Annotated in this window: 20 protein-coding genes and 5 pseudogenes; 12 read left to right on the top strand and 13 right to left on the bottom strand. The window is 55.0% G+C overall.

All coding sequences use genetic code 11. The features are described from left to right. Positions 1-442: 442 nt before the first annotated feature. Together ABRZ26_RS22545 and ABRZ26_RS22540 are read left to right on the top strand one after the other, a co-directional pair. Positions 443-1,819, top strand: coding sequence for a PTS transporter subunit EIIC (locus ABRZ26_RS22545; protein WP_319606336.1), 1,377 nt, complete (start codon positions 443-445; stop codon positions 1,817-1,819). After that, positions 1,816-3,234, top strand: coding sequence for a glycoside hydrolase family 32 protein (locus ABRZ26_RS22540; protein ID WP_319606335.1), 1,419 nt, complete (start codon positions 1,816-1,818; stop codon positions 3,232-3,234). Before ABRZ26_RS22545 ends, ABRZ26_RS22540 begins: the two co-directional genes overlap by 4 nt. 83 nt (positions 3,235-3,317) lie before the next feature. Here the strand turns inward: ABRZ26_RS22540 and gss are convergent, their stop codons facing one another. Then, positions 3,318-5,189 carry a bifunctional glutathionylspermidine amidase/synthase gene (gene gss / locus ABRZ26_RS22535; protein WP_319606334.1) on the bottom strand — a complete coding sequence of 624 codons (1,872 nt, stop codon included), beginning with the start codon at positions 5,187-5,189 and terminating at the stop codon, positions 3,318-3,320. A 241-nt stretch (positions 5,190-5,430) separates the two neighbouring features. Between gss and yghU the strand changes: the two genes are divergently transcribed. Then, positions 5,431-6,297: a glutathione-dependent disulfide-bond oxidoreductase gene (yghU, locus tag ABRZ26_RS22530; protein WP_319606333.1), complete on the top strand. Its 867-nt coding sequence runs from the start codon at positions 5,431-5,433 to the stop codon at positions 6,295-6,297. A gap of 113 nt (positions 6,298-6,410) precedes the next feature. Here the strand turns inward: yghU and ABRZ26_RS22525 are convergent, their stop codons facing one another. The 9 genes from ABRZ26_RS22525 to ABRZ26_RS22485 all read right to left on the bottom strand — a co-directional run bounded on the left by ABRZ26_RS22525 (position 6,411) and on the right by ABRZ26_RS22485 (position 19,243). Continuing rightward, on the bottom strand, positions 6,411-7,316 hold the full coding sequence (locus ABRZ26_RS22525; protein WP_319606332.1) for an alpha/beta hydrolase: 906 nt from the start codon (positions 7,314-7,316) through the stop codon (positions 6,411-6,413). Positions 7,317-8,004: 688 nt separating this feature from the next. Further along, entirely contained in the window at positions 8,005-9,411 is a 1,407-nt protein-coding gene (locus ABRZ26_RS22520; protein WP_319606331.1) for an efflux transporter outer membrane subunit, read from the bottom strand. 6 nt (positions 9,412-9,417) lie between these two features. After that, entirely contained in the window at positions 9,418-12,516 is a 3,099-nt protein-coding gene (locus ABRZ26_RS22515) for a multidrug efflux RND transporter permease subunit (RefSeq protein WP_319606330.1), read from the bottom strand. Continuing rightward, the gene (locus ABRZ26_RS22510; protein WP_319606329.1) at positions 12,513-15,653 is read right to left on the bottom strand and encodes a multidrug efflux RND transporter permease subunit; all 3,141 of its coding nucleotides are present in this window, start codon (positions 15,651-15,653) and stop codon (positions 12,513-12,515) included. Before ABRZ26_RS22510 ends, ABRZ26_RS22515 begins: the two co-directional genes overlap by 4 nt. Next, positions 15,650-16,846, bottom strand: a complete 1,197-nt coding sequence (locus tag ABRZ26_RS22505) for an MdtA/MuxA family multidrug efflux RND transporter periplasmic adaptor subunit (protein ID WP_319606328.1) — start codon at positions 16,844-16,846, stop codon at positions 15,650-15,652. The genes ABRZ26_RS22510 and ABRZ26_RS22505 overlap by 4 nt, the downstream gene beginning before the upstream one ends. A 205-nt stretch (positions 16,847-17,051) precedes the next feature. Beyond that, positions 17,052-17,585 (bottom strand): SEN1982 family lipoprotein, encoded by a 534-nt coding sequence (locus ABRZ26_RS22500; protein WP_502881498.1) that lies wholly within the window; start codon positions 17,583-17,585, stop codon positions 17,052-17,054. 20 nt (positions 17,586-17,605) lie between these two features. Continuing rightward, a complete protein-coding gene (locus ABRZ26_RS22495; protein ID WP_319606326.1) occupies positions 17,606-18,154 on the bottom strand; it encodes a carbapenem self-resistance protein CarG family protein in 549 nt (182 codons plus the stop codon). Then, a complete protein-coding gene (locus ABRZ26_RS22490; RefSeq protein ID WP_319606325.1) occupies positions 18,144-18,989 on the bottom strand; it encodes an SUMF1/EgtB/PvdO family nonheme iron enzyme in 846 nt (281 codons plus the stop codon). Before ABRZ26_RS22490 ends, ABRZ26_RS22495 begins: the two co-directional genes overlap by 11 nt. A 32-nt stretch (positions 18,990-19,021) precedes the next feature. Further along, entirely contained in the window at positions 19,022-19,243 is a 222-nt protein-coding gene (locus tag ABRZ26_RS22485; protein ID WP_319606324.1) for a hypothetical protein, read from the bottom strand. A 258-nt stretch (positions 19,244-19,501) separates the two neighbouring features. Here ABRZ26_RS22485 and ABRZ26_RS22480 point away from each other — a divergent pair. The 4 genes and pseudogenes from ABRZ26_RS22480 to ABRZ26_RS22465 form a co-directional block, all read left to right on the top strand. After that, positions 19,502-19,700: pseudogene (locus ABRZ26_RS22480) on the top strand (IS4 family transposase); the annotation flags it as partial. Between the two features lie 2 nt (positions 19,701-19,702). Continuing rightward, a pseudogene (locus ABRZ26_RS22475) lies at positions 19,703-19,876 on the top strand (IS4 family transposase); the annotation flags it as partial. Next, the gene (locus tag ABRZ26_RS22470; protein ID WP_502881497.1) at positions 19,871-20,500 is read left to right on the top strand and encodes an RHS repeat-associated core domain-containing protein; all 630 of its coding nucleotides are present in this window, start codon (positions 19,871-19,873) and stop codon (positions 20,498-20,500) included. The pseudogene ABRZ26_RS22475 and the gene ABRZ26_RS22470, both read left to right, overlap by 6 nt. A 297-nt stretch (positions 20,501-20,797) precedes the next feature. Beyond that, on the top strand, positions 20,798-21,082 hold the full coding sequence (locus tag ABRZ26_RS22465; RefSeq protein ID WP_319606323.1) for a DUF7710 domain-containing protein: 285 nt from the start codon (positions 20,798-20,800) through the stop codon (positions 21,080-21,082). A gap of 57 nt (positions 21,083-21,139) precedes the next feature. Here ABRZ26_RS22465 and ABRZ26_RS22460 read toward each other — a convergent pair whose 3' ends face one another. Further along, the gene (locus ABRZ26_RS22460) at positions 21,140-21,553 is read right to left on the bottom strand and encodes a SymE family type I addiction module toxin (RefSeq protein ID WP_319606322.1); all 414 of its coding nucleotides are present in this window, start codon (positions 21,551-21,553) and stop codon (positions 21,140-21,142) included. Between ABRZ26_RS22460 and ABRZ26_RS22455 the strand changes: the two are divergent. Continuing rightward, a pseudogene (locus tag ABRZ26_RS22455) lies at positions 21,541-22,009 on the top strand (RHS repeat-associated core domain-containing protein); the annotation flags it as partial. The gene ABRZ26_RS22460 and the pseudogene ABRZ26_RS22455 sit on opposite strands and share 13 nt — an antisense overlap. Before the next feature lie 786 nt (positions 22,010-22,795). Here the strand turns inward: ABRZ26_RS22455 and ABRZ26_RS25125 are convergent. Beyond that, positions 22,796-22,969, bottom strand: coding sequence for a SymE family type I addiction module toxin (locus ABRZ26_RS25125; protein ID WP_502881496.1), 174 nt, complete (start codon positions 22,967-22,969; stop codon positions 22,796-22,798). A 475-nt stretch (positions 22,970-23,444) separates the two neighbouring features. On the opposite strand from ABRZ26_RS25125, the gene ABRZ26_RS22450 reads away from it, so the two are divergent. After that, positions 23,445-23,903, top strand: a complete 459-nt coding sequence (locus tag ABRZ26_RS22450) for a hypothetical protein (protein ID WP_319606321.1) — start codon at positions 23,445-23,447, stop codon at positions 23,901-23,903. A gap of 84 nt (positions 23,904-23,987) precedes the next feature. On the opposite strand, the gene ABRZ26_RS22445 is transcribed toward ABRZ26_RS22450, so the two are convergent. Next, the gene (locus ABRZ26_RS22445) at positions 23,988-24,194 is read right to left on the bottom strand and encodes a SymE family type I addiction module toxin (RefSeq protein WP_413556395.1); all 207 of its coding nucleotides are present in this window, start codon (positions 24,192-24,194) and stop codon (positions 23,988-23,990) included. 122 nt (positions 24,195-24,316) lie between these two features. Between ABRZ26_RS22445 and ABRZ26_RS22440 the strand changes: the two are divergent. The 3 genes and pseudogenes from ABRZ26_RS22440 to ABRZ26_RS25120 all read left to right on the top strand — a co-directional run. Then, positions 24,317-24,823: pseudogene (locus ABRZ26_RS22440) on the top strand (DNA/RNA non-specific endonuclease); the annotation flags it as partial. Positions 24,824-24,825: 2 nt separating this feature from the next. Beyond that, positions 24,826-25,356, top strand: coding sequence for an SMI1/KNR4 family protein (locus tag ABRZ26_RS22435; RefSeq protein WP_319606320.1), 531 nt, complete (start codon positions 24,826-24,828; stop codon positions 25,354-25,356). A 298-nt stretch (positions 25,357-25,654) separates the two neighbouring features. Then, a pseudogene (locus tag ABRZ26_RS25120) lies at positions 25,655-25,759 on the top strand (RHS repeat-associated core domain-containing protein); the annotation flags it as partial. Between the last annotated feature and the right edge of the window lie 226 nt (positions 25,760-25,985).

The following is a 25,985-nucleotide window of genomic DNA, read 5'->3' as shown; positions in this document are numbered from 1 at the left end:
AATCAGCCGCGCCGTCATTTCACCTCGCCCGTCATCGGCCTCGAACCGCCCGCGCGGCCGGACTCGCACACGGTGGACTATCGCCGTTCTACCGGCATCGGCGTGGTCAATCCTCACGTTAACAAACTGTACCGCAAGGCGATTATGTGTTTACATACATCGGTTTAAGATGTTATTTGTGATCGATTTCACTATTTTACAAAAATTAAGTTCACTATTTTATACCCGAAATAATTCGAGTCGCAGAAAGGCGGCGACGCCACGACAAATTCGTGTGGAACGAATTTGACCAGCCAGCGGCTGGCCTGCGGTGAGAGACAGGAAGTCTCTCATAATCCCCGGGAGCTTACTCCAGTAAGTGACTGGGGTGAGTGAGGAAAGCCAACGCACCTGCGGCTCGAAGTATGACGGGTATATAAAGCTAAAGTTTTCGAGGAAGTTCATGGATTACAAGCAGGTAGCCCGGCAGCTCGTTCCGCTGATGGGCGGCAAGGATAATATTGCTTCGGCCATTCACTGCGCCACACGACTTAGGATAGTACTGGAAGACGAATCAAAGCTGGATCTGAATGCAATTGATGCGATCAAAGGGGTAAAAGCAAGTTTTCGCAAGGCAGGACAAGTACAGGTTGTCTTCGACAGCAGTGTGATTAACGACGTTTACGACGCGTTTGCCCACGTTGCGATGATCGATGACTCGACGCAAAAAGAAGAAGCCTCGCAAAACGCCGCCAAAAATCTCAGCTACTTCCAACGCATAGCCAGCACCCTGTCCAACGTTTTTATCCCCATTATCCCTGCGATTATCGCCTCCGGGTTGCTGATGGGACTGATGAGCCTGATCAAAACCTACGGCTGGCTGGATTCGCAAAACGCAGTCTACGTGTTGCTGGAAATGTTCAGTTCCTCCGCCTTTATCATCCTGCCGGTGCTGATTGGCTTTACCGCCGCCCGGGTCTTCGGCGGCAACCCGTTTCTCGGCGCCACCATCGGCGGCATCCTGACGCACCCGACGCTGGCGAATATCTGGGGCGGATTGGGAAGTTTTCATACGCTGGACTTCTACGGTCTGCAAATCGCCATGATCGGCTATCAGGGAACGGTGTTTCCGGTGCTGCTGACCGTCTGGTTTATGAGCTTTCTCGAAAAGCGCCTGCGCCGCATCGTTCCCGATATCGTCGAGATCATTTTCGTTCCCTTCCTGACCCTGATCATTTCCGGTTTTGTCGCACTGCTGGTGATCGGCCCGGCCGGCCGCATGCTCGGCGACGGCATCGCCTATGTGCTGACCACGCTGATTGCGCAGACCGGCTGGATTGCCGGGGTGATTTTCGGCGGCCTCTATTCGGTGGTGGCGATGACCGGCATCCAGAACAGTTTCCATGCCATCGAGGCCGGACTGCTGATTAATCCCAATATCGGCGTCAACTATCTGCTGCCGATTTGGTCGATGGCCAACGTCGCCCAGGGCGGCGCCTGTCTGGCCGTCTGGTTCCGCACCCGCGACAGTAAAATTCGCAAGATCGCCATTCCGGCGGCCTTCTCGGCGATCATCGGTTCGGTTGAGGCGGCGGTATTCGGCGTCAACCTGCGCTTTGTGAAGCCGTTTATCGCCGCCATGGCCGGCGGCGCGATCGGCGGCGCCTGGGTCGTCTACAGCAAGGTTTACGCCACCGGCGTGGGCCTGACCGGTTTGCCGGGGCTGGCCATTATTCAGGCCAGTTCGTTAGTCAATCATTTGATTGGTCTGGCCATGGCTTTCGGCCTGCCATTTTTTATTACTTTATTGTTCAGCTATAACGAAAAGGGCGACCAATGAGAGAAAAACACCTCCTGAAGCAAACGCTGCTCGCGGTGATGAAAGGTCATCAGCGTACCCCATCCGACCACCACCGACCGCTGTGGCATTTGTCCCCGGTGGTGGGATTAATGAACGACCCGAACGGATTTATTCAGTTTAAGCAACGTTACCATCTGTTTTATCAATGGAATCCGCTGGCCTGCAACCATGACGACAAATTCTGGGGCCACTGGAGCTCGGCCGATCTGGTGAACTGGCGGCATGAGCCGGTCGCCCTGCTGCCGAGTGAAAAATTCGATATCGACGGCTGCTTTTCCGGTTCCGCGGTGGACGACAACGGGCAGTTGGTGTTGATCTATACCGGCAACGTGATGCTGCCCGGCGATCGTACCGCCTGGCAGTGCATCGCCCGACAGAATGCGCAGGGCGAGTTCGAAAAACAACCGGTATACGCTCAACCCGAAGGCTACACCGGCCACATCCGCGACCCGAAAGTCTGGCGGCATGAAGATAGCTGGTACATGGTGCTGGCGGCGCAGGATCCGCAACTGCAAGGTAAAGTGCTGCTGCTGAAATCGCCCGACCTGACGAACTGGACGTTGATCGGCGAGATTGCCGGCAGCCAGGTACGGGGCAGCGCGGCATTCGGCTATATGTGGGAGTGTCCGGACCTGTTCCACCTCGACGGCCACGATGTGCTGATCAGTTGCCCGCAGGGCGTCGCCGCCGAAGCGCGCCGCTATCTGAACCAATACCAGTGCGGCTATCTGCTCGGTACGCTGGATTACGCCACCGGCGATTATCCGCACGGCGAGTTCCACGAGTTGGACTGCGGCCACGAATTTTATGCGCCGCAAACCACCCTTGCCGACGATGGCCGCCGCCTGCTGATAGGCTGGATGGGCGTACCCGATCAGGATGAGTTTGAGCAGCCCACCCTGCAACACGGCTGGGTGCATATGATGACCTGCCCGCGCGAACTGAGCGTGCGCGACGGCAAGCTCCGCCAGGTACCGGCGCGCGAACTGCAAACGCTGCGCGGAACCCGCCGGCAGGCCAGCGGAACCGCCGATGCGCTGCCGACGCTGGATGTCCGCAGCGCCGAGATCCAATTACAGGTGGCCGGAAACTTTCAGTCGGAGTTCGGCGAGACCATGCGGCTGACCTGCGATGAGCAGGGCATTACGTTAAGTCGTAAGGGGTTGCGCAACGGCGAGGAAGAGATTCGTTACTGGCAGGGCAAGGTTGAGAAGCTGCAAATCCTCTGCGACAGCTCCAGCCTGGAGATCTTTATTAATGACGGCGTGGGCGTGATGTCCTCCCGCTACTTCCCGGCGGAACAGCCGAAGGTGACGTTTAGCGGCGGCGCGCAAATCGCGCTCGACCACTGGCCGTTGAAGGCAAGCCAAACCGGCGCTGACATTGAGCAGTAAAGCCGCCTCCCCGCACGGGGAAAAAAGCTAGCGGCTTAATCGGCCCGGCAGATGGCGGGAATCGCCCGCCATCTGTCCCCAGACTACCGCTGGTTATCTTTCAGCACGATCAGCGGCTCGATATCACTCTCTTTTTTAATCACCAGCGAATCATCGCCGCGCAGGCAGGTGCCGCCATAATTGCCGCCGACGGTAAAGGTACAGACCTGAATGTACTTGCCGGCGACCTTAGGCAGACACCACAGCTGCTGGTAGATATTTTTCCGATCGACGAACTTGCCGGAAGTCTTATCCAGCACTTCATCATGGTGGCTGACCAGGTCGATGTTGCTGCCGCAGCGTCCGGAAATCGGCTTGATCGCATAACCGGTTTTCGCCAGCTCTTCGTTCACCGTAAAATCGGTATCCAGCAGATAGCGATGATGCGGGAACAACGACCAAAGCACCGGCAGAATCGCTTTATTGCCGGGGATCACCGTCCACAGCGGCTCGAAGACCATCACTTCGGGACGCATCAGCACGTCGATCAGGCGCACTTCATTATCCGGGTGGCCGGTACGGATCGGCACCGCCGCGAACTCGTCCGCGCTGACCTCGCGCACCTGTTCGATAACGGTCTCCCAGGCCCAGGTTTTCCAGACGCAGTTGACCAGCCGGCCATCGCCGTCGATAAGCCGCCCGGCCGCATCCCAGCGCAGCTCGTCCAGCCCGTAGAGGATTTTGCTCTCGAAACCGGCCTGCGTCAGCGCGCGTTGCATAAACCCGGCGTGGTAATTCTCCTCCAGATCCTTGTCCTGCATGATATGGACGAAAGGCCGCGCCAGGCTGTGCTTCCATGCGCCGGTCAGCTCGTCGAGCAACTCATCCGCCGGGTTATGCCCCTTGCCGGGATATCCCTGCCGGAGCCACTGTTCAAGGATCAGTCCGCCTTCGGTGTGGCAGGAGGCGGAGTCGGCATTATATTCATAGACTTTCAGACCGCGCTCGTCCATGCAGAAGTCCATACGCCCGGTGATCATATCGTGTCGGCGCTGCTGCCAGGAGAGCCGTAAACGCGGCCAGAGAATTTTGGGAATATCGAACAGCGCCAGCAACTCGTCATCTTTCATCACCTTGTCCGTGGCGTGCAGATACATCAGATGCAGCTCATTGGTCGCCTTGATCAGCTCCTGCTCGGCGTCTTCGGTGATGGTGAAATATTGATAGGGATCCTGATTGATAATATGGCCGCCGTTCGCCTGCACATAGGCCAATTGCAAGGGATCGCGCTCGTCCAGCCACTTGCCGTCGAACTGGCCCTGCTGGTCCAGCCGCGCGCCGCGAATAACCAACGCCTCGCCGGGGATAACCGGCTGCGGCAGGCTGTGCTCCGTCTCGTCGGTCTGTATCATCCAGCCGAGGATGGCGGTGTCGTCGAAGGTATCATGAATGGTGTAACGGCCGTCTTTCACTGCCAGCTTCAGCTCGCGCGTCCACTGCTGCCCCGGCGGCAACAGCTGATGAACCACATTCTGCTCGGCGACGCGAACTTTATTACCCACCAGTTGAGTAATCACCGCCACATGGCCGGTCTGGCAAAATTCGCCGCCTTTTTGCCAGATCAGCAGCGCGCCGGCTTCCGGCGGCCGCTGAGAGCCGTTGGCAAACGCCTGTAAAGGCAGGATATTGTCATTAACGACCTGGCGCAAAAAGCGCAGAGAGAAGATTTCATACGCCATACCGACATCGGTAAAGACGAAACCATGATTCAAAAACAGAAAACGCCGGGCGAACTCGACGCACTGCCACTTATGCCCCATATATTCGTTGTCGATATAGCTGCGAAACGAGGCGTCGCCCGGCATATTTTGCGGGTCCAAACTTTTGTAATTCGATGAATAAATCGCTACGCCGCCTGGCGCATACCCCAACAAGGTGCCGAATGGGGCGTCACTATCTGTTGTTCCTTTGCTCATTGCCTGACCTCAAATTAACGCTGCCCGGACGGTTGGCTGTAGAAAACCCCTCTATTATCCCGCCCAGGCAATACCCGACAGAGGTGGCTTCATGATAGCACTCATTGCGCAGGGCATTGATGCGAAGCCGAAAAATTCGCTGTCTCCACCGCCGTCAGGCTTCACCCGGCAGGCGCAATTAAACGTCTTCGCCGGCAACTGCTAAACTGCTTCAGTACATCCACCAACAAGGCAGGTCAATATGTCAGAGAACCGCTACCAACCGCCAAAAGTATGGGAGTGGAAGCAAAATGACGGCGGCGCTTTCGCCAACATCAACCGTCCGATCTCGGGAGCAACGCATGAGAAAGCGCTGCCGGTCGGCGCGCATCCGCTCCAGCTTTACTCGCTGGGTACGCCTAACGGCCAAAAGGTGACGATTATGCTGGAGGAGTTGCTGGCGCTCGGCGTCAGCGGCGCGGAGTACGACGCCTGGCTGATTAACATCAGCGAAGGCGATCAGTTCTCCAGCGGTTTTGTCGACGTTAACCCTAACTCCAAAATTCCCGCGCTGCGCGACCATAGCGTCACGCCGCCGATCCGCGTGTTTGAATCCGGCAATATCCTGCTTTATCTGGCGGAGAAGTTCGGCCATTTCCTGCCGCGGGATCCCGCCGGACGCGCCGAAACGCTGAACTGGCTGTTCTGGTTGCAGGGTTCCGCGCCTTTTCTTGGCGGCGGTTTCGGCCATTTTTACAGCTACGCGCCGGTAAAAATCGAATACGCCATCAACCGCTTCGCCATGGAGAGCAAACGCCTGTTGGATGTGCTGGATAAACAGCTGGCGCACGGCAGATATGTGGCGGGCGACGAGTACAGCATCGCAGACATGGCGATCTGGCCGTGGTACGGCAATCTGGTGCTGGGCAACGTCTACAATGCGGCGGAATTCCTTGATGCGGGCAGCTATGCCAACGTGCTGCGCTGGGCGAAGGATATCGGCGATCGTCCGGCGGTAAAACGCGGCCGCATCGTTAATCGCACCCATGGCCCGCTCAACGAGCAGTTGCATGAACGCCACGCCGCCGGCGACTTCGATACCAATACCGAAGATAAACGCCAGGCGTAAGCGCCGTCGGCCGGGTGTTTATCACCCGGTTGCTTTTATCGTGAGAACCTGAAAAGTCGCCGCCCCCTGACAGCGTCGCGCCATAAATTACCCGCGCCGATTCAGGCAGGCGTTCACGCAAACCGCTTGCTTAAAAAATCCATCACCGGGCCGCTGAGCGATGCATCATCAGTATTGACCGAGTACATCTGGCTGAGATGGTTATGCCCATACACCACATGCAGGTCAGGCGTAAAGCCATGCTGCGTGACCAGTCGGGCAAAGAGTTCTCCGGCTTCAACCTGCATCGGTATCGGATCCAGCTCGGTATAACTGATAAACAGCGGAAACGGCGCGGCATCGATCAGCTCGACGGTCGACATATCGGCCCGATCGTTGATGTCCGAACCGAAATAAGCGTCGCCGAAAGGATCGGGGGTGGGGATGCGCAGTTGTCGGCGAGCCAGATATTCCAGTCGCGCGTTATAAATCCCGGAGATCAGCACCGCGCCGGCAATGTTGAGCCCTTCAACGGGATGAAAACGACGAATCAGCGTGGCGGCGGCCACATGCGCGGCGCCGGCGGACTCCCCGGCCAATACGATTTGCTGCGGATCGCCGCCGAATCCGGCGATATGCGCTCGCGTCCATGCCAGCGCCGATGAGACGTCTTGCGCGCCTGTCGGCCATTGGTGCGCCGGCGCCAGACGATAATTGGGGATGACGACGACCATCCCCTGACGCGCATAAAAATAGCCCTGATTGCTGAGCGAAGATTTATCGCCGCGAATGAAACCGCCGCCGTGTACAAAAATCAGCACCGGGCTTTTTTTGTCCGCGCCAGTCGTTGGCAGGTAGATATCCACGTTCTGTCGTTCATCGTCGCCGTAGGCGATATCTTTGTGGACGCTCACGCCTTCCGTGGGTTGGTCTGCAAGCAGCGACATATAGAGCGCTTTCGTCGCCGGCACATCAATCACCGGCCCCAGTTGTTTTATCTGTCTTTCAATCTCTGCCGGAATGCTCGCTTTCGATGGCATGATCCACTCCCTTAATCTTTGGTATCGTTAATAACTTAATAATCATTACAGAAATCATTTTACGGCGATTAACGTTTAACGACAAAGTCTCTCCTGCAAATCCGCCATGCTGGCAGGCATCAGTCGATGACTATACCCCTCCGTCATGCCCGCGCAGGCGGGCATCAGTCAATGGCTATTCACGGTTCCAGAGACTGATTTCCGCCTACTGCCGCGGAAATGACGAGTGTGAAGCCGCGGAAATCACCCCGCCGTCATGCCCGCGCAGGCGGGCATCAATCAATGACTATTCACGGTTCCAGCGGCTGATTTCCGCCTACTGCCGCGGAAATGACGGATGTGGAAGCGCGGGAATTACCCCGCCGTCATGCCCGCGCAGGCGGGCATCAGTCAATGGCTATTCACGGTTCCAGCAGCTGATTTCCGCCTACTGCCGCGGAAATGACGGATATGGAGGTGCGGAAATGACGGGTGTGAAGGCACGGGAATTACCCCGCCGTCATGCCCGCGCAGGCGGGCATCAGTCAATGGCTATTCACGGTTCCAGCGGCTGATTTCCGCCTACTGCCGCGGAAATGACGGATATGGAGCCGCGGAAATGACGGATGTGGAGCCGCGGAAATGACGGGTGTGGAGCCGCGGGGATGGCGGAGTTGGAGTGCTGGGAATAACGGAGTTACGGTTGGCCTCACTGGGTCGATATTCCATCCCAGCCGCCGCCCAGCGCGGCAATCAGCTCAACGCTGGTTACCCACTGCGTGCTTTGCAGCGACAGCAAATTTTGCTGCTGGTTAAGGCTGGTGTTTTCGGTGGCGGCGACATCCAGGTAGTCGATCATCCCTGCTTCGTACTGGTTGCGCGTCACGCGCGCGGAATCTCTGGCGGCGTCGGCGGCGCGCTGCTGCGCGGCAAGCTCATCGCGTAACGTGTTCAATTCGACCAGATAATTCTCAACCTCGGTGAAGCCCTCCAGCACCGCCTGACGATAGCTGGCGACGCTGGCGTCATAGGCGGCGCGCGCCTGTTCGACCTGCGCCGACGTCGCGCCGAAATCCAACAGCGTGCCGCTCAGTTCCGGGCCGAGCGACCAGACGCGATTCGGCAGCGAGATCAGATTATGCAGCGCGGAACTGCTGAAACCGCCGCTGGCGCTTAACGTCAGGTCTGGATAGTAGCCGGCGATGGCCACGCCCACCGCCGCATTCGCCGCCGCCACATTACGTTCGGCGTAGGCGATATCCGGTCGGCGCTGTAGCAGTTCCGCCGGCAGGGCGTTGGGGATCGCCGGCATGGCGGCGGTCAACGGCGCCGCGGCCAGGCTGAATTCCGCCGGCGCTTTGCCGATCAGCAACGCAATCGCATGTTCCAGTTGCGCGCGCTGCCAGACGACGTCCAGCGCCGACGCTCTGGCGCTTTCCAGTTGCAGTTGCGCCTGTGCCAGCGTGCCGCGCGATTCCGCGCCCGCCCGGTACTTATTGTCGATGACCTGCAAATAACGCTCATAGGTCTGTACGCTCTGCTGATACAAGGCGATCTGCTGGTCCATGATGCGCAGTTGGAAATAATCCTGCGCCAGCGCCGACTGCGCGCTCAGCGTGATATTCGCCAGCTCCGCCAGACTGGCCTGCGCGCTGGCCTTGTTCTCTTCCAGCGTGCGCCGGTGTTTTCCCCACAGATCCAGTTCCCAACTGGCGCTGGCCTGCGCCGAGAAGCTGTTGTCGACGCTACGCTGGCCGGCGCTGGTTTTACTGCCGCTGCGAGCGCCGGAACCGGTCGCGCCGACGGTCGGGAGCAGATCGGCGCGCGCCTGCGTCGCCAGCGCTTTCGCCTGGCGATAGCGCGCCTCATATTGCGCGACGTTCTGGTTCGAGATGCTGACCTGACTGAGCAGCGACGAGAGCGTGGCGTCATGGTAAACCGACCACCATTCGCCTTTACCGACCTGATCCTGCGGCGTGGCCGGCCGCCAGCCTTGCGCTTCCTTATACTGCAACGGCACGCTGGTCGTCGGACGCTGATAGTCCGGCCCCACGGCGCAACCGCCGAGCGACAACGCGAGGAAAAGCGGGCTAAACGCGATAGTTTTCAGTTTCATAAGTCGTTATTCAGCATGGCGCAGACGCTGCCACTGACGACGAGTGGCGCGGCTGACGCGATCAAGATAAAGGTACACCACCGGCGTGGTGAACAGCGTAAGTAACTGGCTGAGCGCCAGACCGCCGGCGATCGCCAGACCGAGCGGACTGCGCAGGTCGGCGTCGCCGCCGCTGCCCAGCGCCAACGGCAGCGCGCCGAAAAAAGCCGCCAGCGTGGTCATCATAATCGGGCGAAAGCGCATCAGACACGCCTGAACGATCGCCTGCTGCGGCGACATCCCCTGCTCGCGCTCGGCCATCAGCGCGAAATCGATCATCATAATGGCGTTCTTTTTCACGATGCCGATCAGCAGCAAAATGCCGATCAGCGCGATCACCGTCAGTTCGGTATTGGTCAGCAGCAGCAGCAGCAGCGCGCCGACGCCGGCCGACGGCAATGTCGACAGAATGGTCAGCGGATGAATATAGCTTTCATACAGCATGCCCAGCACGATATAGACCGCCGCCAGCGCGGCCAGAATCAGCCACGGCATGGACGCGGTCAGTTCGCCGAACTCGCGCGCGGTGCCGCTGAATCCGGCCTGTACGTCGCCCGGCAGGCCGATCTTCGCCATGGCGTTTTTAATCAGCGCCTGCGCCTGCTCCAGCGAGACGCCGTCCTGAAGATTGAAGGCGACGGTGCTGGCGGCGGAATGCCCCTGATGCGCCACCGACAGCGGCGCGTTGTCGCTGCTGAAGCGGGTGAACGCGGAGAGCGGCACCCGATCGCCGTCGTCGTTGATCACGAACAGTTCTTTTAGTATATCCGGGTTGCCGGTGAAGCTGTCGTCCAGCGACATCACCACATGATACTGATTAAGCGTATGGTACAGGGTGGCGATCTGCCGCTGGCTAAAGGCGTTGTTCAGCAGGGTGTCGAGCATGCTGACGTTCACGCCCAAGCGCGTGGCTTTATCGCGGTCGATGTCGATCATCACTTCCTGTCCGCCGGTCTGGGAGTCGGAATCCACGCTGGTCAGCTGCGGGATCTGCGCCAGCGCCGCCTGCACCTTCGGCGTCCAGACGCGCAGGGTATCGAGATCGTCCGCCTGGAGCGTGTACTGGTAGCTGGCGTTGGCGCTGCGTCCGCCGATGCGCAAATCCTGCGCCGCCATCAGAAACAGCTGCATACCGGCCAGATGTTGCGCTTTGGCGCTCAGGCGGTTGGCGATTTCGCTCGCCGTCGCGCTGCGCTGGTCGAAATCTTTCAGATGGACGAAGAAATTGGCGCTGTTGCGTGAACCGAACGCGCCGCCGCCCATCGACGCCATCACCCCATCGACGTCCGGATCTTCGGCGATCAGTTTGGCGGCCTGTTCCATCTTGGGCTTCATCGCCTGAAACGAGATGTTCTGGTCGGCGCGCGCCATGCCCATCAGCAGCCCGGTGTCCTGCGTGGGGAAAAAGCCCTTCTGCACCACGGCGTACAGGAAGATGTTGAGCGCCACGGTGAGCAGCAGGCTGAACAGCGTCAGGCGCTGATGCTTCATTACCCATTCCAGCCCGCGGGCGTAGGCCGCCAGCAAGGCGTTGAGCTGATTTTCGATCCACTGGTACAGCGGATGCGGACGCCGCGTCACCGCCGGCTTGCGCTTCAGCAGCCGCGAGCACAGCATCGGCGTCAGGGTCAGCGACACCAGCATCGAGATCAGCAGCGACACCGTCAGCGTCACCGCGAATTCGCGGAACAGCCGTCCCACCACGCTGCCCATCAGCAGGATCGGGATAAACACCGCCACCAGCGACAAGGTCATGGACAGCACGGTGGAGCTGACCTCCCGCGCCCCTCTCAGCGACGCCCGCACCGGGCTGAGTCCCGCTTCGATATAGCGGGTAATGTTTTCCAGCACCACGATGGCGTCGTCCACCACGAAACCGGTGGCGATAATCAGCGCCATCAGCGACAAATTATCGAGACTGTAACCCAGCAGGTACATCACCGCGCAGGTGCCGATCAGCGAGACCGGCAACGCCAGCGCCGGGATAATCATCGCCTGAACATTGCGCAGGAACACGAATACCACGCCGATCACCAGCAGCACCGCGATCAGCAGCGTCTCTTCGGTTTCATACAGCGAAGCGCGCACGGTGGAGGAGCGATCGACCACCAGCTTCAACAGCGTATCCGCCGGCAGTTCCTCCTGAAGCGTCGGCAGCAGCGCCTTGACCGCATCGATGGTCTCCAGCATGTTGGCGCCCGCCTGCCGCGTCACGCCCAGCATCACCGCCGGCTTCCGGTTGTAGTAGCCGGCCTTGTATTTATCTTCTATCGCGTCGTACACCGTCGCCACATCGCTCAGGCGGATCGTGCGGCCATCCTGATAGCTGACCACCAGATTGCGGTACTGCGCCGCCTTGTTCAATTGGCCGTTGGCATCCACCACCCACGACTGGCTGGCGCCGTTCAGGATGCCTTTCGGCAGATTGGTGGTGCTGGCGGCGATGGCGGCGCGTACGGTATCGAGCGAGATGCCGAAGTGGGTCAGCTTCTGCGGTTGCAGATCGATACGCACCGCCGGCAACGCGCTGCCCATCAGCGACACTTCCCCAACCCCTTTCACCTGGGCGATTTTCTGGGCGATCTTGCTGTCCGCCAGATCGTACAGATCGCCGGGGGTACGGGTCTCCGAGGTCAGCGCCAGCATCACGATCGGCGCATCCGACGGGTTGGCTTTGCGGTAGGTGGGCAGCGAGGCCATGCTGCTCGGCAGCATGCTGCGGGAGGCGTTGATCGCCGCCTGCACGTCGCGCGCCGCGCCGTTGATATCGCGGTTCAGTTCAAACTGCAAAATGATATTGGTGCTGCCGGAGGAACTGCTGGACGTCATTTCGGTAATGCCGGCGATCTGCCCCAAAGCCCGCTCCAGCGGCGTCGCCACCGTGGCGGCCATGGTTTCCGGGCTGGCGCCCGCCAGGCTGGCGGATACCATAATGGTGGGGAAATCGACCTGCGGCAGCGGCGCCACCGGCAGCAGACGATACCCCAGCATGCCAAGCAACAGAATCGACAGCGTCAGCAATAGCGTGGCGACCGGACGGAAGATAAACAACCGCACCATATTCATTCCCCGCCCTGCGACGGCTGCCGCGCTTTACGCATGTAGCGTTTGCCGCGCTGCGCCAGACCGTCGAACCACAGATAAATCACCGGCGTGGAGAACAGCGTCAGCACCTGGCTGACGATCAAACCGCCGACGATCACCAGCCCCAGCGGCTGTCGCAGCTCCGCGCCGGAGCCGGACGCCAGCATCAGCGGCAGCGCGCCGAGCAGCGCCGCCATGGTGGTCATCAGGATCGGTCTGAAGCGCAGCAAACAGGCCTGATGGATCGCTTCGCGCGGGCTGAGGCGCTGATGATTCTCCGCCTCAAGCGCAAAGTCGATCATCATAATGGCGTTCTTCTTGACGATGCCGATCAGCAGAATCATGCCGATCAACGCAATCAGACTGAATTCGGTGTCCGCCAGCAGCAGGATCAGCAGCGCGCCCACCGCCGCCGACGGCAGCGTCGACAGAATGGTCACCGGATGAATAAAACTTTCATACAGAATGCCGAGCACCACATACATGGTCAGCAGCGCCGCCAGAATCAGCCACAGCGTGTTGCCGCTGGCGCTCTGGAACGCGGCGGCTTCCCCCTGATAACGCAGGGTAATGCTCGACGGCAGCGCCAGTTGCTTGCCGACGTCGGCGATCGCCTGCTGCGCCTCTTCCAGCGAGTAGCCGTCGTTCAGGTTGAACGATACCGTCACCGCCGGGAACTGGTTCAGCCGCATATGCATCAGCGAGCCGGTGCGCTGGTGAATATCGGCGATCGACGTCAGTTTCACCATGCCGGCGGTTGAAGATGAAGAAGATGAAGCGGAGGACGTGTCGCCGGCGGCCAGCCAGATATCATCGAACGACGCCGGGGACTGCTGATAGTCCGGCGCGACTTCCAGCACCACGCGATACTGATTCGACTGGGTGAAAATGGTCGAGACCAGCCGCTGCCCGAAGGCGTTGTACAGCGCGGTATCAATGTCCGAGGCGGTAATGCCGTAGCGCGCGGCCTTGTCGCGGTTCATCTCGACATAGGAGACCTGTCCCTGATCTTGCAGATTGCTGACCACATCGCTGAACTCCGGCCGGGCCGCCAGCGCCGAGACCAGCGCGGGCGACCATTTCACCAGATTTTCGCTGTCGGCGTCATCCAGCGTGAACTGATACTGGCTCGGCGTGACCTGGTCATTGACCGTCAGATCCTGCGCCGATTGCAGATAGAGCGCGATGCCGGGTACGCTGCGCACCGCCTGTTTCAGCTCGGCGATCACCGCATCGGCGCGATCGTCGCGTTCATCGAACGATTTGAGGTTAATTTGCAGACGGCCGCTGTTCAGGCTGGTGTTGTTGCCGTCGATCCCGACGGTGGAGGAGACGCTCTCTACCGCCGGATTCTGTAAAATCACCTCCGCCAGCGCCTGCTGCCGTTTGGTCATTTCACCAAAAGAGACATCCTGCGACGCCACGCTGATACCCTGAATCAATCCGGTATCCTGCGCGGGGAAAAAGCCTTTGGGGACAACCAGATAAAGCAGCGCCGTCAGCACGAAAGTCCCCAACGCCACCAGCAATGTCAGTTTCTGATGATTAAGCACCACCGTCAGCAGGCGATCGTAGCCATGAACCAGCTTGTCGAAAAACTCGCCGCCCTTGCGCGCAAAGCGCGACTGCTTTTCCGGCGGGATATGGCGCAGCAAATAGGCGCACAGCATCGGCGTCAGGGTCAGCGACACCAGCATCGACACCAATATCGCCACCGCCAGCGTAATGGCGAATTCACGGAACAGCCGCCCGACCACATCGCCCATAAACAGCAGCGGGATCAGCACCGCGATCAGCGAGAAGGTCAGCGAGATGATGGTAAAGCCAATCTGCTGCGAGCCTTTCAGCGCCGCCTGCATCGGCTTTTCGCCCTCTTCCAGCCGACGGGAAATATTCTCCACCACCACGATTGCGTCATCGATGACGAAGCCGGTGGCGATGGTCAGCGCCATCAGCGACAGATTGTTGAGGCTGAAATCGGCCAGATACATCACGCCGAAGGTACCCACCAGCGACAACGGCACGGCCACGCTGGGGATCAGCGTGGCGGCGATATTGCGCAGGAACAGGAAGGTGACCATGATGACCAGCGCGATCGACAGCATCAGCTCGAACTGCACATCGCTGATGGAGGCGCGGATGGTTTGCGTGCGATCCGACAAGATCTCCATTTTCACGCCTTCCGGCAGCGCCGCCTGCAAGGTCGGCAGTTGGGCTTTAATGTTATCCACCACCGAGATCACATTGGCGCCGGGCTGGCGCTGCACGCTGATGACGATAGCCGGACTGCGGTTGGCCCACGCCGACTGATAACTGTTTTCCGGCGCTTCTTCGATCCGGGCGATATCGCGCAGGCGCAGCGCGGCGCCGTTCTGATAGGCCAGGATCAGATTGGCGTACTCCTGCGCGGTACGCAATTGGTCGTTGGCATCAATGGTGACCGAATGATATTTGCCGTCGAACCCGCCCTTCGAACCATTCACGTTACTGTTGCCGATCAGCGTATTGACGTCTTCCAGCGTCAATCCCCGCGCCGCCAGCGCCTTGGGATCCACCTGCACGCGGATCGCCGGCTGATGACCTCCCGCCAGCGTCACCATGCCGACGCCGGAAATCTGCGACAGCTTGAGCGCGATACGCGTGTTCACCAGATCCTGCACTTTGATCAGCGGCAACGTATCCGAACTGGCGGCCAGCGTGATGACCGCGCTGTCCGCCGGATTGACCTTTTTATAGGTCGGCGGATTGGGTAAATCGGCGGGCAACAGACTGTCGGCGGCGTTAATCGCCGCCTGCACTTCCTGCTCCGCGACGTCCAGCGACAGATCGAGCGAAAATTTCAGCGTAATCAATGAGGAACCGCTGCTGCTGTTGGAGGTCATCTGACTCAGCCCGGCCATCTGTCCGAGCTGGCGCTCCAGCGGCCCGGTGACGGACGACGCCATCACATCCGGACTGGCGCCCGGGTAAAGGGTGGTCACCTGAATCGTCGGGTAGTCGACCTGCGGCAGCGCGGAGGTGGAGAGCGCGCGATAGGCGAAAATGCCGGAAATCAGCACCGCCATCATCAGCAAGATAGTGGCGACCGGGCGCTCAATAAAGATGCGTGACGGATTCATTGCGTCCCGGCGCTCCCGCCGGTCTGTTGCTGCTCCGCCGTCACCACGCTGACTTTACTGCCGTTGGCCAGACGTTCGATGCCTTCCGTCACTACCCTGTCCCCCGGCTCCACGCCGGCAATAATCGCCTGTAGATCTTCACCTAAACTCGGCCCGGTTTGCACCACCTTGCGCGTCACGGTATCGTCTTTGTTGATCACGAAGACAAAACTGCCGTCGCTGCTGAGCTGCAACGCCTGAGCCGGGATCACCGTCGCCTGGGACAACAGGCCGATTTGCAGGCGGACGTTGACGAACTGGTTGGCATACAGCGCCTCATCCTCATTATCGAACAGGGCTTTTAACTGCACGGTGCCGGTACTGATGTCGATGCTGTTGCTGATGAATTGCGCTTTCCCCTCCGCCAACGTCGTTTTGTTATCCTGATCAAAGGCGGTGACCGGCATACTCTGCCCGTTATGCAACGCTTTCAGCAACACCGGAATGTTGCTTTGCGGTACGCTGAAGGTGACCGCCGCGGGCTGGGTCTGCGTGATGGTGACGATGCCGGTGGTATCGCCGCTGGTCACCATGTTACCCGCATCCACCAGACGCAGGCCGACGCGTCCGCTAATCGGCGCGGTGATGCGCGCATATTCGATATTCAGCCGCGCGGCGGCGATCTGCGCTTCATCGGCTTTGATCGCCCCGCTATACTGCCCGACGGTGGCGATCTGCGTATCCAGTTCCTGGCGGGAAAGCGAATCCTGAGCATAGAGTTTTTTATAGCGGTTCAGCGTGAGCTGCGCGCTTTTCAACAACGCCTGATTTTCACTGAGTTCGGCCTGATATTGCGCCAGCGTCGCCTGATAGCCGCGCGGATCGATCTGCGCCAGCAGTTGTCCGGCTTCGACCTTTTCGCCTTCGGTAAAATAGACTTTCATTAACTGGCCGTCGACGCGGCTGGTGACCGTAACCGTGGCATTCGGCGTGACCGTACCCAGCGCATTGAGGTACACCGGCACATCGGCCTGGGTTGCGCTTCCGGCGTGAACCAGCGTACTGCCGCCGCCCATCATCATACCGGGGCCGCCCCGCCCGGCCATTTTGTTCTGCCCGCCCGGCCACAGGCGCCAGACGACGCCGCCAATAATCAAGACCAATACGACGAACAGCAGAAGTTTCAACAGTCGGGAACGCGATGGTTTTGTCATGAAAATCTTAATGGTAGTTGGAGTTAATTTCCCGCGCGGGAAAGAAAAGGTTTGGCGCTATTATCGTCAACTATGCTGATAACTTCCATGCCTGAACCGTAATGGTTTCGTTAAGATTGTTCAGGATGTTCGGCGGCGGGACAGCATGGCGGCGTGATATCGACTGATGTCCGACCTTTAATTAATATGACAGGGATACGGACGTCTAATAAAACAGGTCCAGTTGATTAGGCTCGCCGGTTATTTTTATCGTATCCGCACCGATGCGTTGATAATCCACCTGATATCTCGCTGAATTAATGCCCGTAACAAGATTATCCAAATCCGTATATGCGAAGCGAATTGATTTATTTTCCGCCCACTTCGGCAACGACTTTATATAATAATGAAAGATAATAACGCCGCCGCCGTTCTGTTCCTGCGTCATACTCTCGATATCTTTAACCCGCATGCGCCCATAGCAAAAATCGCCATGTTTTTTAAATTCCTTTAACCCTGTCGGCGTCAGCCGCCATATCTTTTGACGGCCCTCAATACGGGATGTCGCCAGCCCCGCATCCACTAATGACGCCATTTTCCCGGTAATCCAGCTCGTGTTTGCGCCTTCTTTACCGATGGCAACCGGCCAGCGGGTTTCGCCCAGGCACAGGGCGGGCTGCTTGTCGAGCGCCCTCTGGATTTGCTTGATATACTGATCGACAGGCGGCGGATGCGCGGCGCAAAAAAAAGGGATAATCATCGATAAAACCGCTACCGCTTTCATCTTTTACCTGCAACGTTCAACTCAGGGAAAGCGTCATCTACGCTGAGATATTTTTTCGCGGTCACAGACGCGCTGATATAGTCCCAGAAATAAGCAGGAACGCCGGGATCGTCATCATTCTCCTTAAGTTCATAGCGCACAAACCTTACCGGCAACGCATCCGATATATCTTCCCCGCTTCGCTTATCGGAAATTTTATTGGCGCTAACCATGTAATAGCGTCCCTTTTCTTTATATAACGCATAGTCCGTTACTTTTATCACCGATGCCGACAGGCTAAAGTCGACCCAGGTAAATCCTGCATCATCAGGAACAGGCACGATATTATCGTTTCCGCGTCTGTCTTTAATGAAAATCGTCAAGGTATTGACGGGATGAGAGGTATTATTATCAAAAACCGCGCGCAGCAACAGGTCATCCACTCCATCCCCGTTTAAATCAATCCGGTTTATCCCATCCCTGAGCAGAACATTAGAATGCTCTTCCGCCACTGCCCACGAAGAGAGCAACATCATCAAGACGATGATAATACGCTTACTGTGCATTCAAATTACTCCGCGCCAATCTAAACCCGATATCCGGCATAATGAACCCTGAGCTGTGGCTATCACAACCGGCCAACGTCGTGGCATGAGAAAGATAACTGCCGCCGCAAAAGTAATACATTTTAATGTTATCAATCTTGTCGCTATCATAAACCCACTCGGATACATTGCCGCTCATATCATAAAGCCCCAATGCATTCGGCGATAATTGCCCTACCATTTTCGTACCGAAATCATGGCTATTAAAATCCGGATACCAGGCGACCTTTTTTTCATTATTTCCGCCTGAGTAGCGATCGCCATAATGTCCTGAATTCAGCGCGGGCGCTCCCCCTCTGGCGGCGACATGCCATTCGCTTAACGTCGGTAGACGGTATCCATTGGCCTGCTCATTAACATGAATCTCGTTATTTTTAGCGTTCGTACGCATCGGCTGTCCTTTTTCCGACCAATAAACCGGCGTCAGGCCCGATGCTTCACTCAATGCATTGGCAAAAATAACCGCATCCAGCCATTCAATATTGGTCACCGGATGTTTACCGCCATCCTTTTCCGGCGCCAGACAATCTTCATACGTAGCGCCATTGCAACCGGCATTAAAGTCATAACCATGCAATACGGCCCATTGATGTATTTTCTGATAACGTTCATAAGTGACTTCGGTTCGCATAATGTAAAAAGACGCGAGTTTTACATTCGCATGAGAGAGATAATCCTGATTGCCAAAAACGTCGCCGACATAAAAATCACCGCCTTTGACCAGCGCTTCGCCCAAATCCGATGAGGCATGCGCGCCAAATACGGTAATAAAACTCAAAAGTAAAATTAAACGCACTCCATCTCCTAACATGATCACTGTGCCGGCATCTAAAAGGTGATTGGTCGTTCCGCCCGCCTGTGTCCCTTATCTTGCGTTTCATATTGAGCCAAGGCGGTATCATCTTTAAGGGCCTCATCAAACTGCATTTTCACGGCATTAAACAACGTAGGCTGATTTCCCTTGACCTGAACAAGATAGCCGCCTTTTCTTGCCGTAATGCTTTTGAGCGTTTCTCTTTGTGTATGCAGCGCATCCTTAATGTTGACCATGGCAACCAGCTCCCGGACTACTTTAAACTGGAGGACGGCGTGTTCGCGCGCATCACTGAACAGTGAGGACGCCCTCAAGTTACCCGCTGCGCCGACTCACTTGTCCCCGCAAACCGTACCGCCCGTTCAGGGCAAAGATTGAACAACTATCTGGTCCAACAAGCCCCCACATCGGGCTGAAGAATCCTCAGAAAACGAGACAGGCATAGAGTTTTGTGATCTACTGATTGCGCTAACAAATTCAATGGGATCACCTCTATGCCTGCTCGTAAAGTATGCCAGACTTTTTTACGTAACGCTTTAATCTCAACGCACCAATATCGCCAAAATGCGATTATCGATTCCACCGTGGCGCTAATGCAAGGCGCAACACTTTCTCTCACCACACTTGCCAGGAACAACCCGCGTCAAGGATAAAATAAAACGCATTGACCGCCTTCTGGGAAATACTTCGCTTGTGATGAAAAAAGCGAGCGATTTTGCTTTGGGCTGCGAGCCAGCGGGAGCAAAACCGGAGAACGGCTTTGGGTGCTAAGCCTGCTGGCGGCACTGAGGTCGATTGAGCTATGGCTATTGGGATATCACTTTGAGAAGAAAGGACTTCACCTTCACTATCAGGCAAACAGCATTAAAGATGGCAACCGGCTGATACGGGCGTGGGGAACGGGGCCGGAGGGCGCGTTCGACGCGTTCTACGCCTACGACGCGCTGGGACGCAGGACCGGCAAGCGGGTGAAGTACAAACGGGGACGCGAGGAAGAGACGCGCTTCGTGTGGCAGGGGTTCCGGCTGCTGCAAGCCTTGACGCCGCAGGACCAGCGCCGCAGCACGTATCTCTACGACCCTGCGGAGCCGTGGAGCCCGCTGGCGCGCATCGACCAGGCGGGGAAAGCCGGCGTCCCCGGCGAGAGGTACTGGCTCCATACCGACCTGAACAGCGCGCCGCTGGAGATGACCGATGACAAAGGCGCCGTGCGCTGGAGCGGACATTACGGCGGATGGGGCGAGGTCGGGCGCCAGACGGTGGATAGCGTCGAGCTGCGGCAGGGACAACCCGTGATAGACCAGCCGCTGCGCTATGCCGGTCAGTATGCTGACAGCGAAACGGGACTACACTATAATCTGTTTAGATATTTTGATCCGGTGGTTGGCAGATTTACGACGCAGGACCCGATAGGGCTGGCGGGTAGACTGAACCTTTATCAGTATGCGCCGAATGCGTTGGGGTGGATCGATCCGCTGGGATTGTCTAGATAATGTGGTACTACCAAAGGAAATGGTAAATATACTGAACCCGATTTACCCCCTAAGGTGGTCGCTAAGCAGGGAGACGTTGAAATAGTCCATTACACCAGAAGTGGGGATCATGGCCCTGCACATCTTCATGTTAAAGGTGGCGGACCTGAAACAAAAATAGGGCAAGCTGGGAGACCTATCAAAGGTTCACCATCATTAACATCTAAGCAGCAAGTTGTAGTTGATGCCAATCGATCCGTAATTCGTAAAACTGTCGATAAAATACAAAGATGGTTTAGATACCAAAATTTAGAGTGAATGGCTAAAATGCATATAAAAGAGATATGGGTATTTAATGGTGCGATGGCTCGTTTCCCTTCGGGGATATTCCTTTATTTGAAGGACGCTAAAGACTGGATAAAGGAAAATAGATTGACAGGGGTTTTAACAAAATATCCTGTTAATAAAGGGGTTTATGATTGGGCAATCGAAAATGATTTGTTTTATCCACATGAGGATAAACATAAATCACCATCATTTATCGGTAGCTTCACCTGTGCATCAATGGAACATTTTCATTTTGAAGATGGTGCCGAAGATTAGCATTATTTAATAATTGGTTAAAGCCGGAAGCGATCTTTCCGGCTTTTTAATTATCGGTCAGTTATTATCCGTCATCCCCGCCATATCCAGCCCACCGGGAAAGGTGTTCAGCCATTGTGTGGCGGCGCGTTCATCAAACGGTTCCCGGCTTAATTCTTCCAGACAGCGCCACCGCTCCCGAATATCCTGCACGGTAATGACATTGCAGCCCGGCAGCTTGAGCGGCTGCTCGGTGCTGAACCCGGCTTCCTGTAGCCTCTTGCCGCTGATATTGATAGCGGGCGTGGAGGTGTCGCCCCTGTTGGGCCGGTAGCCGACACGCTGATAGCGCTCCGGCTGAGAGATTTTAAAAACAGGGGTAAAGGGCGCAGAATATGCGTCAACCTCAGTCGCCTTTCTTGTCGGTGGGCGGTAGCGTGCGCGATTTCCTGCACGATGGCAGCGACGTCGTTCCCCATAACCGTCTGGCACACTGGCAACGGTTGTTCTGCCGTTACGATAGCTGGGCAATCTGGTCAGCCGACGTAATGGTGAGGAGGAGCAACATTATACGTACGATGCCGATAACCGGCTGATACGCGCCCGGATGGCGCCGGGTACCGGTTGACGTTCGATGCGCGCGGGTACCTGGCCGAACGTATCGACGCGGGCTGTGAGGACAAGGACGGCGGATGGGGCGAGGTCGGGCGCCAGACGGTGGATAGCGTCGAGCTACGGCAGGGACAACCCGTGATAGACCAGCCGCTGCGCTATGCCGGTCAGTATGCTGACAGCGAAACGGGACTACACTATAATCTGTTTAGATATTTTGATCCGGTGGTTGGCAGATTTACGACGCAGGACCCGATAGGGCTGGCGGGTGGACTGAACCTTTATGTTTATGCGCCAAATCCGCTGACGTGGATAGATCCGTTGGGGTTGGCTAAAATATTAACCGATGGTGTTGTTTATCGTATGGGAAGTGGTACCGATTCAAATTTGGCCCCTCGACCAGGGAAAGATACAACGACAGGATTATCTACAACAATTGAGAAACCTTCTAATGGTAAATATCAAACACTTGATGTGAAAACGTTAAATGATGGCGGATTAGATGTAGTTCAAGATGGTAAAAATCATGCTTCTGTCAGACCAAGTAATGATCCAGATATGTCTAAATAGAGAGAATAGGCTGATACTAGAGGAACTGAAAAACCATCTAATTATACAAAGACTGTAAAAAAATCATGTGGATAATAAAATGGATAACTTAATCTTCAGTAAAATTAATTCATTAAGAGATCGATGTGATTTTAATGCTATTCAATCTTCGTCTATTGAAGTGAAAATTGTTGGTTCACACTCTGTCTTCTATTTTAGTATTTTAATTAATAAAGAGTACGTTTTAGATAAAGATTGTGATGAGATTGTTATTGAGGTACGTTCCAAAGATAGGATCTCTTATGATATCGATATCTCCGATTCTCAGGGGAATATATATTATAAAAATCAGGATATTAATAATTATTTTGAAATTAATAACTCCATCGAAGAATCATATCTCATAATAATAAAAACACTGAGAAAGATCTCGAATATTAGTTAAGTTTTTATAGAGAAAATGCTCTTAAAAATAGCCGGATAAGACCCCAAAGATCTTTCCGGCTTTTTAATTATCGGCCAATTATTATCTGTTATCCCCGCCAGATCCAGTCCGCCGGGAAAGCGATTAGGTCAGTCAGCGGCGGCGCGTTCATCGAACGGCTCCCGGCGTAATCCTTCCAGACAGTGCCACAACTCACGAATATCCTGCGCGGTGATGACGATGCAGCCCGGCATCACGCGCAGCTTGAGCGGCTGCCTGGTGCTGAACCCGGCTTCCTGTAGCCACTTGCCGCTGATATTGATGGCGGGCGTAGAGACGTTGCCCCTGTTGGGCCGGTAGCCGACACGCTGATAGCGCTCCGGCTGAGAGATTTTAAAAACAGGGGTAAAGGGCGCAGAATATGCGTCAACCTCAGTCGCCTTTCTTGTCGGTGAAAGGTAGCGAGTGTGATTGCCCGCACTCTCGCAACGGTTGTTCTGCCGTTACGATAGCTGAGCAATCTGGTCAGCCGACGTAATGGTGAGGAGGAGCAACATTAATACGTACGATGCCGATAACCGGCTGTTAGAATAAATAAAACTGGAGCCACAGATATTAGAGATATTCCTTATGAATTACATCATACTAATATACCTCAGCGCGTTGGCGGCCCTAGTGTTCATAATAAGAGTAACTTGTCTGAGGTTGACCCTTGGCAACACGCAGATATGGACCCCTATAGGCATCCGGGGATGGAACTATTAGAAGTAATTAAAGGTGTAAACTCATGGTAATTTTATGAATCAAGAATATATTGTTTTCAGTTCTGCACTATCTGATGTGGCAGAAAAGAACTATGCTGCTGGCGTAGCTCATGAAGAGGCTGAGCAATTTGTAAAAAAAATATTTAATCTTTACAAAGAGTCAGGATTACCTATGCCCAATATTGATTGGATAGATAAAATACCTGCAAATGTAAAGAAGTGGATGAAAACTGCTCTTGCCAATGAGTTTCATTATATGAAAGAACCACCCATTTGGTTGTATGAAGCTAGTTGGAGGTTTATCAATGAAGAGCCAATGATATTTATCTCTCAAGTTGAATTTATTGATAATGAAACTATGAAAATTAATTTATCCACTGATGATGTTTTATATACCTTTGCAGGAAGAAAGAAAACAAATGATGGCTGGGAGTTAATTATAAAAATGGTCAAACAGAATAAAAAATCTGTTGGTACTACTTATATTTACTAAATAGAAAACCGGAAGCGATCTTAACGATCCTTCCGGCTATTTTTTACCTGCTGTTTAGTACATGATCAGAGATTAATCTCCGTCTCAATCACTATCCTGCCCTGTTAGGGCGGTAATGGTTATCGGCATGCCAGTCATAAACCCCGATTCTTCAAGCCTGCGCCCCTTAAGGTTGATGGCGGACGACGGGTTGGCTCCGCCGTTTTGCGGGGTGTATTCCACCGTGTAGTAACGTTCTGTTTTAGCTGCTTTATTTACCGCACCGTCTGACTTAGAATGCTTCCCAGCCATAGTCAACTTTCTCGTCGGCGGGCGGTAGCGTGAGCAATTTCCGTCACTATGACGACTGAATGAAGGTAATTTACGGCCGAAGCAAGTAGTACGATCCGAAAATCGGGTAGATTATTGCGCCTGACCCGATTGGGTTGGCGGGTGGGTTGAACCTTTATCAGTATGCGCCGAATGCGCTGATGTGGGTTGATCCGCTGGGGCTAAGTAAGTGTAATATTCATTATGGTGAATTGGATCAATTAGGCCGTCCTTCAGGCGTCAGAGCACGCTTAGATGCAAATGACGTAAATACCGGTACACATGCGAATCCTACAATCCAACCACCAGGATTTATTACTGGTGCAGGCTCTAATCGTGCTCGTGGGCATTTACTTGGGCGGCAATTAGGAGGTTCTGGCGATGACCCACGAAATCTGGTTACTATCCAGCATCGTCCGGTAAATACACCGGATATGAGTAGCGTTGAAGGACGTATAAGAAAGGCCTTGGAACGTGGAGAGGTTGTTGATGTTTCAGTGACTCCAATTTATAAAGGGCCTTCAAGGATCCCCGCAGGGATAACTATTAATGCTGAAGGTAGCGGTGGCTTCTTTGAAAGCCTCACTCTTCTTAATCCTCCAGGAATGTAAATATGTCTCTATCTCATTTGAAAACTATCTTAGTCCCACCTCATTTACCAAGTGAAAATGGGGATAAAGAGGTCTGGCCTCCCATTGATGTAAACGTTTCATTCCCAGATGATTATGTGGATTTTACAAAATCCTATGGAACAGGACGAATTGCTGATTTTATCGCGTTGTTCAATCCATTTACTAAAAATGATGATCTCAACTTTTTTGAACAAAAAAAATTAATCCTCGAAGATTTCAATTACTTAATTAACGAAGATTCTGACTATTATAATTACACCTTATATCCTAATAAAGGAGGGCTATTGCCAGTAGGTGTCACTGATAATGGTGACTATTTTTTTTGGGTTGTTTCCAATGTCGAGAATAGCAACTTATGGGGAACAGCTATAATTGCATCCAGATCTCCAGATGTTGAATATTTTGATGAGAATATTACATCACTACTCGCGGGGATTTTATCAAAAAAAATAAAACCAGATTCACTACCTGGTAATTTTCCTTATAAACAGGTCACTTTCGACCAGATTTAGGTGATTGATAAAAGCCGGAGGTGACCCCAGCGTTCTTTCTGGCTTTATTGTTTTAGTCACTGATCTGAGCGAGCAACGCCAGCGTCTGCTGCAGGATCTGCTCAATCTCTAGCCTGTTCTGTCAAAGATGCGTCTGTTTGCAGCGTGGTTGTCGGTGAAGCCGTGCCAGATAGTCGTCCAGCACCTTCAAACTTAAGTTATCTCTGTGTAACCATCTCACATAAAGATTCTATCTATGAATTACGATTTAAAAAGAAGAGGTAACTACAACCTGAACGGATAGTACGGTCCTGACGACAGACAGTTTACCCAATCTGACCCGATAGGGCTGGCGGGGGGTATTAACCTCTATGCTTACGGTCCGAACCCCCTCAGTTGGATCGACCCTCTCGGTCTGAAATGCATCCAGAACAAAGTAGACGGAACAGCACGAGAGAAAAGAGCTCAGGGAATACTGGAACGCCGTTATGGCAAAGAAAATGTGCTCAGCGAGCGTTACTTACGGTAGCTGTCAACGAAGTTGTCACCCTTAATGCGTTTTCAGGCTGCTTTTTCTGATGCGTTTTGTGGCTTATCCGGATTTAACATCACCACGCCTTCACGCTGCCATTGACGACATTGCCTTGACC

It is taken from the genome of Brenneria sp. L4-2C (assembly GCF_040240335.1).
Classification (GTDB): Bacteria; Pseudomonadota; Gammaproteobacteria; order Enterobacterales; family Enterobacteriaceae; genus Brenneria.
This window is presented reverse-complemented; position numbering and strand designations above follow the sequence as displayed.

Excerpts from the sequence above, each read along its gene's own strand:
- ABRZ26_RS22525 (WP_319606332.1), bottom strand. The coding sequence starts at position 7,316 with ATGCCATCGAAAGCGAGCATTCCGGCAGAGATTGAAAGACAGATAAAA.
- ABRZ26_RS22450 (WP_319606321.1), top strand. The coding sequence starts at position 23,445 with ATGAATCAAGAATATATTGTTTTCAGTTCTGCACTATCTGATGTGGCA.
- ABRZ26_RS22465 (WP_319606323.1), top strand. The coding sequence starts at position 20,798 with ATGGCTAAAATGCATATAAAAGAGATATGGGTATTTAATGGTGCGATG.
- ABRZ26_RS22510 (WP_319606329.1), bottom strand. The coding sequence starts at position 15,653 with ATGAATCCGTCACGCATCTTTATTGAGCGCCCGGTCGCCACTATCTTG.
- gss (WP_319606334.1), bottom strand. The coding sequence starts at position 5,189 with ATGAGCAAAGGAACAACAGATAGTGACGCCCCATTCGGCACCTTGTTG.
- ABRZ26_RS22520 (WP_319606331.1), bottom strand. The coding sequence starts at position 9,411 with ATGAAACTGAAAACTATCGCGTTTAGCCCGCTTTTCCTCGCGTTGTCG.
- yghU (WP_319606333.1), top strand. The coding sequence starts at position 5,431 with ATGTCAGAGAACCGCTACCAACCGCCAAAAGTATGGGAGTGGAAGCAA.
- ABRZ26_RS22435 (WP_319606320.1), top strand. The coding sequence starts at position 24,826 with ATGTCTCTATCTCATTTGAAAACTATCTTAGTCCCACCTCATTTACCA.
- ABRZ26_RS22495 (WP_319606326.1), bottom strand. The coding sequence starts at position 18,154 with ATGCACAGTAAGCGTATTATCATCGTCTTGATGATGTTGCTCTCTTCG.
- ABRZ26_RS22445 (WP_413556395.1), bottom strand. The coding sequence starts at position 24,194 with ATGGCTGGGAAGCATTCTAAGTCAGACGGTGCGGTAAATAAAGCAGCT.
- ABRZ26_RS22485 (WP_319606324.1), bottom strand. The coding sequence starts at position 19,243 with ATGGTCAACATTAAGGATGCGCTGCATACACAAAGAGAAACGCTCAAA.
- ABRZ26_RS22540 (WP_319606335.1), top strand. The coding sequence starts at position 1,816 with ATGAGAGAAAAACACCTCCTGAAGCAAACGCTGCTCGCGGTGATGAAA.
- ABRZ26_RS22505 (WP_319606328.1), bottom strand. The coding sequence starts at position 16,846 with ATGACAAAACCATCGCGTTCCCGACTGTTGAAACTTCTGCTGTTCGTC.
- ABRZ26_RS22500 (WP_502881498.1), bottom strand. The coding sequence starts at position 17,585 with ATGATTATCCCTTTTTTTTGCGCCGCGCATCCGCCGCCTGTCGATCAG.
- ABRZ26_RS22515 (WP_319606330.1), bottom strand. The coding sequence starts at position 12,516 with ATGAATATGGTGCGGTTGTTTATCTTCCGTCCGGTCGCCACGCTATTG.
- ABRZ26_RS22545 (WP_319606336.1), top strand. The coding sequence starts at position 443 with ATGGATTACAAGCAGGTAGCCCGGCAGCTCGTTCCGCTGATGGGCGGC.